This window comes from Ruegeria sp. AG6 (genome assembly GCF_056541565.1).
Genome location: NZ_JBQFYQ010000001.1, coordinates 1,353,944 through 1,368,602, shown reverse-complemented (window position 1 = coordinate 1,368,602; position 14,659 = coordinate 1,353,944). Strand labels below are relative to the sequence as shown.

15 protein-coding genes are annotated in these 14,659 nt (G+C 59.6%); 8 read left to right on the top strand and 7 right to left on the bottom strand.

Features of this window, described 5'->3' with window-relative positions; all coding sequences use genetic code 11:
- Positions 1-150: 150 nt before the first annotated feature.
- The 6 genes from scpA (at position 151) to ACR0I0_RS06830 (ending at position 5,614) form a co-directional block, all read left to right on the top strand.
- A complete protein-coding gene (scpA, locus tag ACR0I0_RS06855; RefSeq protein WP_480490671.1) occupies positions 151-2,277 on the top strand; it encodes a methylmalonyl-CoA mutase in 2,127 nt (708 codons plus the stop codon).
- Positions 2,278-2,382: 105 nt separating this feature from the next.
- On the top strand, positions 2,383-2,985 hold the full coding sequence (locus tag ACR0I0_RS06850) for a VOC family protein (protein ID WP_480490669.1): 603 nt from the start codon (positions 2,383-2,385) through the stop codon (positions 2,983-2,985).
- Positions 2,982-3,470, top strand: a complete 489-nt coding sequence (locus tag ACR0I0_RS06845) for a GNAT family N-acetyltransferase (protein ID WP_209832469.1) — start codon at positions 2,982-2,984, stop codon at positions 3,468-3,470. Before ACR0I0_RS06850 ends, ACR0I0_RS06845 begins: the two co-directional genes overlap by 4 nt.
- A gap of 45 nt (positions 3,471-3,515) precedes the next feature.
- Positions 3,516-4,196, top strand: coding sequence for a molecular chaperone DjiA (locus tag ACR0I0_RS06840; RefSeq protein WP_171114829.1), 681 nt, complete (start codon positions 3,516-3,518; stop codon positions 4,194-4,196).
- Between the two features lie 4 nt (positions 4,197-4,200).
- Positions 4,201-5,202 carry an endonuclease/exonuclease/phosphatase family protein gene (locus ACR0I0_RS06835; RefSeq protein ID WP_480490667.1) on the top strand — a complete coding sequence of 334 codons (1,002 nt, stop codon included), beginning with the start codon at positions 4,201-4,203 and terminating at the stop codon, positions 5,200-5,202.
- 49 nt (positions 5,203-5,251) lie between these two features.
- Positions 5,252-5,614, top strand: coding sequence for a hypothetical protein (locus ACR0I0_RS06830; protein ID WP_371732205.1), 363 nt, complete (start codon positions 5,252-5,254; stop codon positions 5,612-5,614).
- A 12-nt stretch (positions 5,615-5,626) separates the two neighbouring features.
- On the opposite strand, the gene ACR0I0_RS06825 is transcribed toward ACR0I0_RS06830, so the two are convergent.
- The 5 genes from ACR0I0_RS06825 to ACR0I0_RS06805 form a co-directional block, all read right to left on the bottom strand.
- A complete protein-coding gene (locus ACR0I0_RS06825) occupies positions 5,627-7,171 on the bottom strand; it encodes a Ppx/GppA family phosphatase (protein ID WP_171630901.1) in 1,545 nt (514 codons plus the stop codon).
- Between the two features lie 49 nt (positions 7,172-7,220).
- Positions 7,221-7,910: a P-loop NTPase family protein gene (locus ACR0I0_RS06820; protein ID WP_171722886.1), complete on the bottom strand. Its 690-nt coding sequence runs from the start codon at positions 7,908-7,910 to the stop codon at positions 7,221-7,223.
- Positions 7,911-8,984 (bottom strand): AI-2E family transporter, encoded by a 1,074-nt coding sequence (locus tag ACR0I0_RS06815; RefSeq protein ID WP_171722887.1) that lies wholly within the window; start codon positions 8,982-8,984, stop codon positions 7,911-7,913.
- A gap of 89 nt (positions 8,985-9,073) precedes the next feature.
- Positions 9,074-10,048 carry an isopenicillin N synthase family dioxygenase gene (locus ACR0I0_RS06810; protein ID WP_171630907.1) on the bottom strand — a complete coding sequence of 325 codons (975 nt, stop codon included), beginning with the start codon at positions 10,046-10,048 and terminating at the stop codon, positions 9,074-9,076.
- On the bottom strand, positions 10,048-11,412 hold the full coding sequence (locus ACR0I0_RS06805) for an FAD-dependent oxidoreductase (protein ID WP_371807720.1): 1,365 nt from the start codon (positions 11,410-11,412) through the stop codon (positions 10,048-10,050). Before ACR0I0_RS06805 ends, ACR0I0_RS06810 begins: the two co-directional genes overlap by 1 nt.
- A 190-nt stretch (positions 11,413-11,602) precedes the next feature.
- Here ACR0I0_RS06805 and ACR0I0_RS06800 point away from each other — a divergent pair, with 190 nt between their 5' ends.
- Both ACR0I0_RS06800 and proS read left to right on the top strand, forming a co-directional pair.
- On the top strand, positions 11,603-12,421 hold the full coding sequence (locus ACR0I0_RS06800; protein ID WP_480490664.1) for a methyltransferase domain-containing protein: 819 nt from the start codon (positions 11,603-11,605) through the stop codon (positions 12,419-12,421).
- Positions 12,422-12,492: 71 nt separating this feature from the next.
- Positions 12,493-13,833, top strand: a complete 1,341-nt coding sequence (gene proS, locus ACR0I0_RS06795; protein ID WP_152458706.1) for a proline--tRNA ligase — start codon at positions 12,493-12,495, stop codon at positions 13,831-13,833.
- A 116-nt stretch (positions 13,834-13,949) separates the two neighbouring features.
- On the opposite strand, the gene ACR0I0_RS06790 is transcribed toward proS, so the two are convergent.
- Both ACR0I0_RS06790 and ACR0I0_RS06785 read right to left on the bottom strand, forming a co-directional pair.
- Positions 13,950-14,309: a hypothetical protein gene (locus ACR0I0_RS06790; protein ID WP_152458705.1), complete on the bottom strand. Its 360-nt coding sequence runs from the start codon at positions 14,307-14,309 to the stop codon at positions 13,950-13,952.
- 17 nt (positions 14,310-14,326) lie between these two features.
- Entirely contained in the window at positions 14,327-14,647 is a 321-nt protein-coding gene (locus tag ACR0I0_RS06785; protein ID WP_209832480.1) for a hypothetical protein, read from the bottom strand.
- Positions 14,648-14,659 lie beyond the last annotated feature (12 nt).

Sequence of the window (14,659 nt, the reverse complement as noted above, 5' to 3'; positions counted from 1 at the left end):
GAATATAGCCTCTGTGACACCGATTGCGACCGACGATTTGTACCAAACACTCAAAATGTCGCGCTTGTGGCTGAATGAAACGGCCAAGCGCAAGACCTCAATGCGGAAGCTTTCGACTGCCGCCATCCGAATTGACAAGAGGAAACCGAAATGACCGACACCAAGGATTGGAAAGCGCTGGCCGAGAAAGAGCTGCGCGGGCGTCCGCTGGACGATCTGACCAAAGAGACGCTGGAAGGCATTGCGGTCAAACCGCTCTATACGCAGGAAGACACCGCTGGTTTGCCGCATATGGGTTCGCTGCCGGGCTTTGGTCCGTTTACACGCGGTGTGAAAGCCACGATGTATGCCGGCCGTCCGTGGACGATCCGTCAATATGCGGGCTTTTCGACCGCCGAAGAATCCAACGCCTTCTATCGCCGCAATCTGGCGGCGGGCCAGCAGGGTGTTTCGGTTGCCTTCGATCTGGCCACCCACCGCGGCTATGACAGCGACCACCCGCGTGTCGTCGGTGACGTGGGCAAGGCCGGTGTGGCCATCGACAGTGTCGAGGACATGAAAATCCTGTTCGACGGCATTCCGTTGGATCAGGTCTCGGTCTCGATGACCATGAACGGCGCGGTGATCCCGATCCTCGCCAATTTCATCGTGGCGGGTGAAGAGCAGGGACACGACAAATCCGTGCTGTCCGGCACCATTCAGAACGACATTCTGAAGGAATTCATGGTGCGAAATACCTATATCTATCCGCCCGAGCCCTCGATGCGGATCATCTCGGACATCATTGAGTATACCTCGAACGAGATGCCCAAGTTCAACTCGATCTCGATCTCGGGCTATCACATGCAAGAGGCCGGCGCGAACCTGGTGCAGGAGCTGGCCTATACCCTGGCCGACGGGCGCGAATATGTCCGTGCAGCAACACAGGCCGGGATGGACGTGGACAAGTTCGCAGGCCGGCTGTCGTTCTTCTTTGCCATCGGCATGAACTTTTTCATGGAGATCGCCAAACTGCGCGCCGCGCGCACGCTGTGGCACCGGGTGATGACTGAGTTCGGCGCGAAATCTGAACGGTCAAAAATGCTGCGCACCCACTGCCAGACGTCAGGTGTTTCGTTGCAGGAACAGGATCCTTACAACAACGTGATCCGCACCGCCTATGAGGCGATGAGCGCGGTTCTGGGCGGGACTCAATCGTTGCACACCAACGCATTGGACGAGGCGATTGCGCTGCCCACCGACTTTTCGGCGCGTATCGCCCGGAACACGCAGCTGGTGTTGCAGGAAGAGACCGGCGTGACCGATGTGGTCGACCCGCTGGCGGGGTCTTATTACGTCGAAAGCCTGACCAATCAGCTGATCGAGAAAGCCTGGGCCCTGATGGAAGAGGTCGAGGAAATGGGCGGCATGACCAAGGCCGTGGCCAGTGGTATGCCCAAGCTGCGCATCGAGGAAAGCGCCGCGCGCCGCCAGGCCATGATCGACCGTGGCGAAGAGGTGATCGTCGGGGTCAACAAATATCGCAAGGAACAGGAAGATCCGATCGACATTCTGGACGTCGACAACGTGGCGGTTCGCGAAGCGCAGGTCGCGCGTTTGGAACGTATCCGTGCGACCCGTGACGAAGCCGCTTGCCAACAGGCGCTGGACGCTTTGACCAAGGCTGCCCAAGAGGGCGGAAACCTGCTGGCCGCCGCCGTCGAGGCCGCCCGTGCCCGCGCATCCGTAGGAGAGATCAGCATGGCAATGGAAAAGGAATTCGGCCGCCACCGCGCCGAAGTGAAAACCCTGGCCGGCGTTTATGGCGCGGCCTATGAGGGCGACGAAGGCTTTGCCGCGATCCAGAAATCCATCGAGGAGTTTGCCGAGGCCGAAGGCCGCCGCCCGCGTCTGCTGGTGGTCAAGATGGGGCAGGACGGCCATGACCGTGGGGCCAAGGTGATTGCCACCGCGTTCGCCGATATCGGGTTTGACGTGGACGTTGGCCCCTTGTTCCAGACCCCGGCCGAGGCCGCGCAGGATGCAGTGGACAATGACGTGCATGTGGTCGGCATTTCCTCGCAGGCGGCAGGGCACAAGACACTGGCTCCGCAACTGGTGGAAGAGCTGAAAAAGGCCGGGGCCGAGGACATCATCGTGATCTGCGGAGGGGTGATCCCACAACAGGATTACCAGTTCCTTTATGATCATGGGGTCAAGGCAATCTTTGGCCCGGGCACCAACATTCCCGAGGCCGCTCAGGACATCCTGCGCCTGATCAGCGAAGCGCGCGGCTGAAGAAGGTCGGGTTTTTCGTCAGATCATCTTGTGATCGTGCCTCTTTGGCGAAAACATACGGCCAGATCCGCAAGGGTCTGGCCATTAACTTGCAGGAGGTGGCACATGTTACTGGATCATCTGGCCGTCGCGGGCGAAACGCTTGAAGAAGCGTCTGCGCATATCGAACAGGCGCTTGGCGTTGCGCTGCAACCCGGTGGGAAACACGAAAAATTCGGGACACATAACAGGCTGCTGGGTCTTAGGGATGGGCTCTATCTGGAAGCGATTTCCATCGATCCGCAGGCGCACCCTCCGGGCAGGCCGCGATGGTTCGATCTGGACAGTTTTCAGGGCGGCCCGCGTTTGACGAACTGGATATGCCGGGTCGAGGATATCGAGGCCACACTGTCGATCTTCCCCGATGGCACCGGAGAGCCGATCGACCTGACCCGGGGCGCGCTGCGGTGGCGCATGGCGGTTCCACCAACCGGGCGCTTGCCGTTCGACAACCTGTTTCCCGCCCTTATCGAATGGCAGGGCGATCTTCACCCGGCCGACATGCTGCAAAACAGCGGCTGTCGGCTGCGGCGTTTGGTTGTGTACCACCCGGATGCGTTGACGCTGGCCAGACATCTTGGTGCATTGGATCAGGTGGTGTTCGACACCGGCCCGGCCGCGCTCAGGGCGGAGTTCGAGACGCCTCATGGGGTCCGGGTGCTGGGATGATCATTCGCCCGGCCATGGCGGCGGATGCGCCCGAAATCGCCAGGATCACCAATGCGATCATTCGTGAGTCGTTGATCACCTTCACGACCGATGAGCGCAGCACAACGCAAATCACCGAGGATATTACGGAGCGGGGCACTGGATTCCTAGTCGCCGAACATGATGGGCAAGTTGTTGGTTTTGCCACCTATGCCCCGTTTCGCGCGGGCCCCGGATACGCGCAAACGCGCGAACATTCGATCCAGTTGTCACCGGACGCGCGCGGAAAAGGCACTGGGCGGGCTTTGATGCAAGCGCTCGAGGCGGCGGCACGAACCGACGGGGTGCATGTGTTGGTTGCAGGCATTTCCTCGGCCAATCCGGGCGCCGTGGCGTTTCACGCGGCGCTGGGCTTTTCGCAGGTTGGTCGCATGCCCGAAGTTGGGTTCAAATGGGGTCAATGGCTGGATCTTGTGTTGATGCAGAAAATTCTTTCGCCTGAATGATCTGTCGCACCTGACAGTCCCGAATTGTGACGCTAGTGTACGCCCATGTCGATCTGGACCCGCATATCCGATGCGCTCAGCGCGCTGGCCCAAGGCGAAAGCCTGGCCGCAGTTTTTGAAAAGCTGCGAACACCTCCGGAACGATCGGTGGCGTTCACGATTGCAGTGATTGCCCTGGGCGCAAAAATGGCCAAGGCAGACGGTCAGGTGACTCGAGATGAAGTCACTGCCTTCCGCGATGTGTTCCAGATCGCGCGCGAAGACGAAGAAGATGCTGCGCGGGTCTTCAACATGGCGCGCACGGATGTGGCGGGGTATCAGGACTATGCCCGCAAGATCGCCCGGATGTTCGCCGAAGACAGCACCACGCTTTGCGACCTGATGGAGGGGCTGTTTCACATCGCCATGGCCGATGGGTTCTACCACCCCAATGAGAACGCGTTCTTGGAGGAAGTGAGCAAGATATTCGGGCAGTCCGACGCTCAATTCAAAGCATTGCGGGCACGGTTCGTGCCGGATGCGCCAAAGGATCCTTACACGGTTCTGGGTGTGCCGCAGGACATGCCTTTGCCCGATATCCGCAAAGTCTGGCGAAGGCTGGTCCGCGAAACGCACCCGGACGCCATGATGGCGCGCGGTGTCCCGGAAGAGGCGATCAGACTAGCCGAGAAAAAGATGATCGACATCAACCGCGCCTGGGATGAGATCAACGGCGCGCGGGCCTGACAGGATGCGGCTGGCGACCTACAATATCGAATGGTTTGCCAATCTTTTTGATCAAAACGACCATCTGATTGTCGATGACACCTGGTCCGGTCGGCATAATGTCACCAAGGCGCAACAGGTCGAGGCGATCGCAAAAGTGCTGACCGCGATTGACGCGGATGCGGTATTGATTGTCGAGGCTCCGAACACCGGCAAACGCCAGAATACGGTGCGGGCCCTGCAAACCTTTGCCGAGGCGTTCGATCTGCGCATCTCTGACGCTGTGATGGGGTTTGCCAACGACACCCATCAAGAGCTGGCGCTGCTCTACGACAGGACCATTCTTGCCGTGCGTCATGATCCCAAGGGTGACATCGACGACCCCTTGGCCCCCCGGTTCGATGGTGCGTTCAGAATCGATCTGGATATTGATGCGACCGAGGATGTGGTGCGGTTTTCCAAACCACCGATGGAACTGGCGGTGACGACGCAATCGGGCCACGACGTCCGGCTGATCGGAGCTCATTTGAAATCCAAGGCTCCGCATGGGGCCGGGTCGCGGGACGAGGCGATCCGGATCTCGATTGCCAACCGCCGCAAGCAACTGGCGCAGGCGGTCTGGCTTGCCAGGCGGGTCGAGATGCACGTTGCCAGCCAGGAACCCGTCATTCTGCTGGGAGACCTGAACGACGGTCCCGGGCTGGATGAGTTCGAGCATCTGTTCGGCCGCTCTTCGGTCGAGATTTTGCTGGAAGCTGGGTTGTTCGACCCGCACGCGGTGACGGCTCATGGTTTTCGGCCGGGATCGATACCCTCCACGGCGCGCTTTGCCCGCCCGGAAGAAGGCAGGTTTCTCGAGGCTCTTCTGGATTACATAATGATTACACAGGATCTGCGTGCATACCGCCCGGCCTGGCGCATTTGGCATCCGTTTCGCGACGCGGCCTGTTGGTCCGCACCGGACCTGCGACAGGCACTGCTGACGGCGTCGGATCATTTCCCGGTCACACTGGACATCGACCTGTGACCTTTCACGCCTTCGGCTGGGGCGCTATATACTAGTTATGAAACACGTTTTGCTGATCAGCATAATCACTGCCGGCATCGCCGCGCCCGCCCTTTCGCAGGAAGACAACAGCAAATCCCTGATGGAGCAGGGGGCCGAGCTGTTTTTCGAAGGTCTGCGCAAGGAGATGGAACCGGCGCTGGATGATCTGCTGGGCCTTGCGGATGAGTTTGGCCCGGCAATGCAGTCGTTCTTGCGGGAAATGGGCCCCGCACTGGCCGAGCTGGGGGCCGAGATCAAGGATTGGAGCGCTTATGAAGCGCCCGAGATCTTGCCCAATGGCGATATCATCATCCGAAGGAAACAGGCCGAGGATCCGCCAGAGCCTGAAAATGAAAGTGAAGAATTGCCCGAAGGGGCAACTGATATCTGATCGGATCGATGGTCAGCCCTTGATGATCACGCGCGTATCGGATTTCAGGGCGTTCGCCAGTGAATTCAGGCGCGCTTCGGCAACTTCGCTGAACAGGGGGGCTGCTGCTTCGGGCAGGTATAGCTCCAACTCCCGCTTTTTGGGATAGAATTTCAGGCGCCCCATATTGGCGTCCTTGTGCATCCACAGCATCGCGCCAAAGCGCATGGCCTTGCCCAGAATTTCGGCCTGTTTCTGGCTTTTCTCATCCAGCAATTCGTAAAGCCGAGAGAACCGGTTGCCTTCCCGTTTGTTGCGATAGCGGTGTTGCAGTGCCAATCCGATGAAAACACGCTCGGAGTGCTTCAGGCCCCCCAGATTGGCGCGCGTGACGTTGTCGAAACACACCTCGGCCCGATAATCGGGATGTGCGCGCCAGCTTACATCGTGCAGCAGGCAGGCCGCCTTGATCAGGCGCACCCTGCTGGGCGGTGCGGATCTGAACAGCGGGATGACAAAATCATAGAGATTGCTGCCAAATCCGGGCAGGCGCGCGTCCTTGGCTTCCGAGAACCGGCTGGCTTCGATCAGCGGGTCGCGGTCGCGCACTTCCTGCGGCATCTGCTCATACAGCAACCCCTCGCGGATACCATAGCTCGAGATGGCGATATCTTTGGGTTTGAACGTGCGGATCAGCCGCGCCAGAACATCCATCGCATAAGGGATAAGCGCCATGCGCGAACTGGACACGCCGGCCTGAGTACGCAGCTTTTCATGATCGTGTTTCTCGATGTATTTGATCGTCTCGCGCACCTGCTTGGTGGTCATGCGGTATTCATGCAGAACGTTCAGCGGATAGCCTCGCCGCAGCATGTCCAGCCGCGCAAAGGCACGCCAGCTGCCGCCGACCAAAAACAAACGATCCCGCTGCTGGCCCATCTGATTGCGCAGATCCTCCATCGTTTCCTTGATATGCGCTTTTCGCGCGCGCCGCCCGCCTTTGATGTCACGCAGTTTCAGCGGCCCAAGCGGCGAGGTCACGCGGCGGCCGACCTGACCACCGCCGATTTCGGCCAATTCCATCGACGATCCGCCAATATCGCAGATCAGCCCATAAGCTCCGGGCCATCCCAACAGGACACCCTGTGCCGACAGGCGGGCTTCTTCGTCACCGTCAATGATGGCCACTTGCAATCCTGTTTCAGCCTGCACCTGATCGCAGAACTCGGGCCCATCCGAGGCTTCGCGCACAGCAGCGGTGGCGACAACATGCAAACCGGGCAAATCCAGATCCATTGCCAGGTGCTGGAAGCGCCGCAATGCCGCCAGGGCACGTTTGCGGCCTCGCGGGTTCAGCCGTCCGGTTTCGGACAGGCCCGCCCCCAGTTCGCACATGACCTTTTCATTGTAGAAATAAGCCGGTGATCGGGCCGCCCCGTCGAAAATGACCATCCGGACCGAGTTCGACCCGACATCGACAACCCCGACGCGCGACAGCGCCCGTGCGTCCGGTTTGTCAAACAGAGGCTTTCCGATTGTTCCCCAATCCGGGATATCGGTTTCGACGGTCTGATCCATGTGCCTTCCAGATTGTTCTGTTTGAGGATGCGAAATTGACGTCAGCGGGTCAATCATTGGTCTCGATCTCGTCCGGGCTCATGTTCAGAACCCGCACGGCCAGGGAACGGGTGATGTCGCGCTTTTCCATAAGGGCCAATTGATCCAGCTGCGCCACTACGTCGGCCGCAGTTTCAAATCGACGATCCATGTGTTTGACCAGATAGGCGATTACTTCGGGGCCGGGGTTCAGCTGCCGATCTACGAACAGTTTGGCCAGAACCGCACCCAGCAACGCGTCGTCGGGCGGATCCAGCGCCACGTGATGGGCGCCTTCGACCCGGCTTTGCAGGTCGGCCAGTGGCAATTCCCAGAACTTCGGGGCCAGCCGACCCGTCATCAGCAGGGCGTTCCCCTCGGCCAGAACCAGATTGTGCAGGTGAAACAGCGTTTTCTGCTGGTCGGCATCGTCGGCGATCATGGGCACGTCTTCGACGGCAATCGGCCTGCGTGCCAGATCCGGCACGTCGTCATACCGCAAATCGGCGGCCTGAATGATGCGCCCGCCGGTTTCCGCGGCCCAGACATGTGCCAGATGGGTTTTACCCGCGCCAGCCGGACCGGTCAGAACAAGCTTGTTTCCCGGCCAGGATGTGGCCGAGATCATCGCCACGGCCAAGGCATTGGCAGGCGACACAAAAAAGTCCTCTCGCCCGAGCGCAGTTTTGGCGGGCAGATCAAAGCTGAGTTGTCGGGCCATTTACTCGGTTTCCTGATCCTGACGTTCAAGACCGGTATAAAGTCGGCTGTCCAGGTACAGCGATGTGGCAAATCGGGCCAGCACGCCCAATGCTGCGGCCACGGGCACGGCGATCAGCATGCCGACAAAGCCAAACAAGGCCCCAAAGACCGACAGCGCCAGCAGCAGCCAGACCGGGTGCAGCCCGACAGAGCTGCCTACCAGTTTGGGTGTCAGGAAATTCCCCTCGGTGACCTGTCCGATGGCAAAGATCCCCGCGATCAGTCCTACATGTGCCCAATCACCCCAAAACTGAAACAGCGCCAGCCCGATGGCCAATGAGCCTCCGATCAGGGCGCCCAGATAGGGGATGAACGTGACCAGCCCCGCGATGAACCCCACGATCAGGCCGAATTGCAGACCGGCAAGCATCAGCGCGACGGCATAGTAGGTACCTAGGATCAGGCAGACCGTTCCCATCCCGCGCACGAAAGAGGCCAGCACGGCGTCAATCTCACCGGCCAGCCGCCTGATGGTGGGGGCATGATCACGCGGCAGGAGCTCTCCGATGCGAGCGACCATGCGATCCCAGTCCAGCAGCAGGTAAACGGCCACAACGGGCACGATCACCAGAAGGACAACAATGTTTATCGCAGACCCAAGTGAGGCAAGAACCGTTTGCAGAACATCACCGGTCTTGGATTTCAGCATGTCGCCGAAGGACACCAGCATCTGATGAGTGTTTGATTCCCGATCCAGCAGCGACGGGAATTGTTTTTCAATGAACCCGCGCAATTGCTTGAACAGGTCTGGCAGAACGTCGATCAGATCCAGCAACTGGGTAATCAGGGCGGGCACGACCATCAGGATCGCCAATATAAACCCCAAAATCCCGATGACGGTGATGACGGCTGTGGCTGCGATGCGCGACAGGCCCAACCTCTCCAGCCGATCCGCAACGGGATCAAGGAAATACGCAATTGCTCCGCCTATGACGAAGGGCAGCAGGACATCCCCCAAAGCCCAGAGGATCAAAACAAAAACCGCCGCGGCGACGCCCCAGTATCTCAGCTGATCCTTTACCGGCAAAGCCATCGTGATCCCCTTGTTCAGGCACTTGCAGGCGTTCTTGGCGCATCAAAGCCCATGATGCAAGCGCTTCATGGGCAGGGGCTTTGCCCGCTTCAATCGTGCAACGTCCCCAGTTCAGGGGTGTCTTCTTCTGCGGCTTCATCGGGCCAGTTGGTGCGCCAGATTTCTGCCGACCAGTGGCCGCAATGAACCGCCGGACGGTCGAAACCGGGCAGGGCGGGCAACAATGGTTCAACAATGACGTCATGGCGGGGTACGGCGAAATAAGGGAAAGAATACCGTTCCTTGCCCGACCGGTTGACCACCCGATGTGGCGTGGATTTCAATCGCCCGCCTGACCAAAGTTCCAGCATGTCGCCGATATTCACCACGAAACCACCGAGTGGGCAGTCTGGTGAAATCCACTTGCCGCTGCGGGTCTGCACCTCGAGCCCGCCCACCGGATCGGGCGCGATGATGGTCAGTGCGTCCGTATCCTTGTGCGGATGGATGCCATAGCCCGCTTCTTCCGCGGCCTGCGGGGGATAGTGCAGCAATGTCATATTGGTCATCGGGTTGCGGAACGCGTCGCGCAAAATGCCAGAGGTCAAGTTCAGGCCGGATTCCAACGCGCCCAACAACACATCAGTGACCTGATCCAATTGACGCCAATAGTCCAGGATGACCTCTTTGGCGTGGGGGACTTCGGCGGGCCACAGGTTTGGGCCGTACAGGGCACATTCAGAGCGCACAGGGTCGGTGGCGGCAACCTCGTGGTGCAGCTTGTAACCCTCGTATTTGTCGGCCTTGCCGGATCCGTCATTCGGTGTGAATAAACCCATCGGGATATAACCGCGATAATTCTTGCGCGTGATGGCCTGATCCCATTTGCGGGATTCATTGATGGCAAAGATCTCTCTTGTGGTTTGACGGACGTGATTCACTGTCCGCTGGGACACACCTGTCCCGGTGATGGACAGAAACCCGATTCCTGTGCAGGCCTCAATTATGCCTTGTACCGTTGCGGCAAAGGCTGCGCTGCCGGGATCGGACAGCGGCGAGATGTCTATGGTCGGAATTCTGTCCATCAGTGAATCCTGACCCCCTGACGTTGCAGTTCCGCGTGAACAGGTGCCAGATTCAGCTGGTCCAGCTCCTGATTGCTTTTCAATGATACCGCTGCGGCGATTCCCGCGCCCTGGCCCATGACGGCGCAGCAGGCCATGTTGCGCGTGGCGGCATGGGCCACCCGGTCCGCGCCATGCGACCGCCCGGCGACCAGCAGGCCCTTGACGCCCCTGGGCAGCATCGAGCGGTAGGGGACCTGCATGTACCGCCCCGTGGTCGGCAGGATCAGAATGCCATAGCCGTCGATGAATTCGGGATAGATGCCGATCGTGTCCTCGAAGCGGCCCTGATGGCGGGCGTCGTTTTCGGTCATGTTGTAGACCGCATCGATCTTGCGGGTGTCGCGGATACCGATGGTCATCCCGAAATTCCGAAGCCGCGCGTTTTCGCATCCCGGCATGAACCGGCGCAGCGCCTCGATGGCCAGCATGGTCTGACGGCGGCCTTCGATCTCGCCACGTGTCAGGCTGTCGGGGTCGGTCCCATCAATCTCGGCCAGATGGATGAGGTTCATGTAGGTCAGCTCGCCCGTGTCATGCATCGCACCCCAGGTGCCGGCAATGGTATTCAGATGCGGCGGGATCAGCCCCTGATCGATGGCCTGCTGGAAGGGCTTGTGCACGAAGGGCGAGAACATGTCGTCCTCTTTGCCGCTGGTTTCGATGTTCCACTCACCACCGCCGCCCCAGTCCTTGTAGGTCTGCGGGTCGGCCTTGACGCCCTCGATAAAGGCGCGCTTGTCCACCCCGGCCAGATGGAACATGACAGACGCCGCCATCATGTCCTCCCGAGCGGTTTTGTGCGTCGGGGCCCCCGCCCGATGGGCCACATCGGCGTCACCGGTGGCATCGATTACCACCTTGGCCAGTATCGCCTCGCGCCCGGCCTTGGACTCGGTAATGATACCAGTGATCCGGTCCCCTTCCATGATGGGGGCGACGAATTGCCGGTGCAGCATCGGGTGAACACCCGCCTCTTCGACCAACTTGTCCGCCACCAGCTTGAACCCTTCGCTGTCCAGTTCATAACTGAGCGACTGGCTTTCGGGCACCGCCGCGCCCATTTCTTTGGCGCGGGTTTCGAACTCCATCCCGATGCCGCCGGCCTCGACGGTTTGCTCGTGCCGGTACCAGGCGAATCCTTCGACGCCGACGGCAGTGATGTTGCCGCCCATACAGCCGAACCGGTCAACCAGCGACACGTCTGCGCCTGCACGGGCCGCTGCCAGCGCTGCTGCCAACCCGGCCGGGCCAGAGCCCACGACCAGAATATCGGTCTGGTGGATGACAGGTATCTGCCGGGCGGGTTCCTGAATTGTCTGCAACAGTGCCTCCTGGGGTTGGTGTTCCCGTCACAATTGAAATTCCCAATTGGCGGGTCAATCAAAAACCCGACTGACCTTGGGTCGCAAACGCGCCATTGCCGGGCGTCGCATTCACAGCCCGCCAGCGCAGAGAGCCGACGTACCGGGCCGAAACGTGCTATACTGACGCCCTGCCTTGGGGGACGAAGCAATGCCCGACATTTATCAGAGCCTGGATCAACAAGGGGGAGACACGGTTCGCGTCGTTGCGGACCGTCTGGAATTTCGCGGCGAAATGCCGGATTTCATAAAAATGCGCGAACGCTATTTCGACCGGCTCGACTGGGCCTCGTGCCGCCGCATCGTCGATCTGGGCTGTGGCACGGGCGTCGTGACGCGGGCGCTGGCCGACCGGGTCGGCCCGGAGTGCGAGATTGTCGGGTCGGATCTGGCGGCGGAACTGATCAAGGTCGCAATGGAAAAGACGGACGCTGCGGGGTTGGCGGGGCGCATACGGTACGAGGTTGCGGATTCCCGGAACACCGGTGACGGCGAAGGTAGCTTTGATATCGTCATCGCGCATACGGTGATCAGCCATGTGGTGGACCCGGCGGCGATGCTGGAGGAAGCCGCGCGACTGACGCGGCCCGGCGGCACGATCGCCGTTTTCGATGGCGACTATGCGTCGTTGACGATCGGCGCTGGCGACCCTGACGCCAACGCGATGGCGGTGAACGCGATCTTGCAGACGGTGGTCGGCAATCCGTTCGTTCTGCGGCATCTTCCGTTCCTGGCCCGGCAGACGGGGCTGGAAGTTTCCGGTTTCATCCCGGAATTGCTGGCCGAGGCTGGCCAGACCTCGTTTTTCGGAAACATGATCGACGCCTATGTCGGCCCCTGCATTCAGGCCGGCGCAATCGACGCCGAGACCGCCTTGAAATGGGCCGAAGGACAGAAAACAGCCGCGCGGGAAGGCACGTTCTTTGGTTCGTGCAACTATTACACTTATTTGCTGCGCAAGCCTGAATGATGCGCCGCCTTGCCTAGCCTTTGTGGATCGCGTAGAGCATTCGGGCTTTCGCTAGACAAATAGGATCGTTCATGCGCCTCAGCCGTTACTTTCTGCCCGTTCTCAAGGAAAACCCGTCCGAGGCCCAGATCGTTAGCCACCGGCTGATGCTGCGTGCCGGGATGATCAAGCAGGCTTCTGCGGGGATTTATTCCTGGCTGCCGCTGGGCTTCAAAGTGCTGCGCAAGCTGGAAAACATCGTCCACGAGGAACAGGCCCGGGCTGGTCACATCGCGATCCAGATGCCCATCATCCAATCGGCGGATCTGTGGCGCGAATCCGGCCGCTATGACGATTACGGGCAGGAAATGCTGCGCATGAAGGACCGGCATGACCGGGACATGCTTTTCACGCCCACGGCCGAAGAACTGGTGACCGATATTTTCCGCGGTCACGTGAACAGCTACAAAGACCTTCCGCTGACCCTCTATCAGATCCAGTGGAAGTTCCGCGACGAAATCCGCCCGCGTTTCGGTGTGATGCGAGGGCGCGAGTTCTATATGAAGGACGGCTACAACTTCGACCTCACCAAGGAAGATGCGCTGCACGCCTATAACCGCCATCTTGTCAGCTATCTGCGCACCTACGAGCGTATGGGCCTTCAGGCGATCCCGATGCGCGCGGATTCGGGGCCCATCGGCGGCGATGACACCCATGAGTTCCTGGTGTTGGCTGACACTGGTGAATCCGAGGTCTTCTATGACAGCGCCGTCACCGATCTGACCTTTGGTGATCGTGAGATTGACTATGACAGCCGCGAACAGTGTCAGGCGATCCTGGAAGAGTTCACCTCGAAATACGCGCGCACGGATGAAACGCATGACGAGGCGCTGTTCAATCAGATCCCCGAAGAACGCCGCCGCGTGGCGCGTGGTATCGAAGTTGGGCAGATCTTCTATTTCGGCACGAAGTATTCCGAGCCGCTGGGCGCCACCGTGCAGGGCCCGGATGGAAAACCGGTTCCGGTGCATATGGGCAGCCATGGGATTGGTGTCAGCCGCCTGGTCGGTGCGATCATCGAGGCCAGCCATGACGACAAAGGCATCATCTGGCCCGAGGGCGTGACCCCGTTCCATTGCGGCATCGTGAACCTGAAACAGGGCGATGAAGAAGCGGATGCGGCCTGTGACAAAATCTACAATGCTCTGACTGCCTTGGGGCTGGAGCCGCTTTATGATGACCGCAATGAACGGGCAGGGGGCAAGTTTGCGACCATGGATCTGATTGGTCTGCCCTGGCGGATCACGGTCGGGCCGCGTGGCCTGAAGAATGGTGTCGTTGAACTGACTTGCCGCCGGACCGGTGAAAGCGAGGAACTGAGCCCCGAGGCGGCCGTTACCAAAGTTGCTGAAATCTACCAGCAGATTGCCTGAGCACCGTCACCGGTGACGGGTCTTGCTGTCACGCAACACAGATCCATTTCGCGAAGGTGGCCATGCGATTGGCTTGGCCACCAAATGTGAACTGACCAATTTGATTGGTTCAGACGTCAGTCTTGGTCTGCCGTCGGGCGCGTTGCAAGGATGTCGCCGTTGGCGCCATCGCCGCGTGCGACCACGATCGGACGGCCCAGCCGGTTGACCAGGTCGCGAAACTCAAGACCCAGAAATCGCAACCCGCAAACCCGCGCGTCCGTAGTGCGATCCGTGATACACAGACGTCCTTGCCGGAAAACCAGACGGTACCCTTTGTCTTTCAGGATATCAGTCAAGTTGCCCCAGCTTGCCGCGCTGGCAAAGATCGGCCGAATGGCCGCACGCAGCAGCGCCGCTGTTTCACAATCCAGTTCTTTTGATGCTTGGCGAGACGGAATAACCCCCGCACCGTTGGTTGAAATTTGAAAATTCATTGAGCGACCCCCGCTCCTTAAATGTGTTCCCCCACATACAGGGTGACAAAGTTTCTGAAAATAATCAAAAAGAGTAATAAAATTTCGCGCCCATTGTTGCCTTTTCGATTCAGGAGCTCACAAAGCGCGACGATTAACTTCATACATGAAACAATACCAGTTTGTCTGTGATGCGCTTCACAACTCATGGTGTAGCGCCAGAATTCCAAGTCATCCGTTTGGCCCAGCCACAGTGCTGGGCAACCGGATTGATTCGGCTCGTTCAGGCTGAGGAACGGGTTCGGAATGACAACCGGCTTGACCATCGGGTGAAATGTCGAAACTGTCCCCGCGAACATGAACACCCCGGA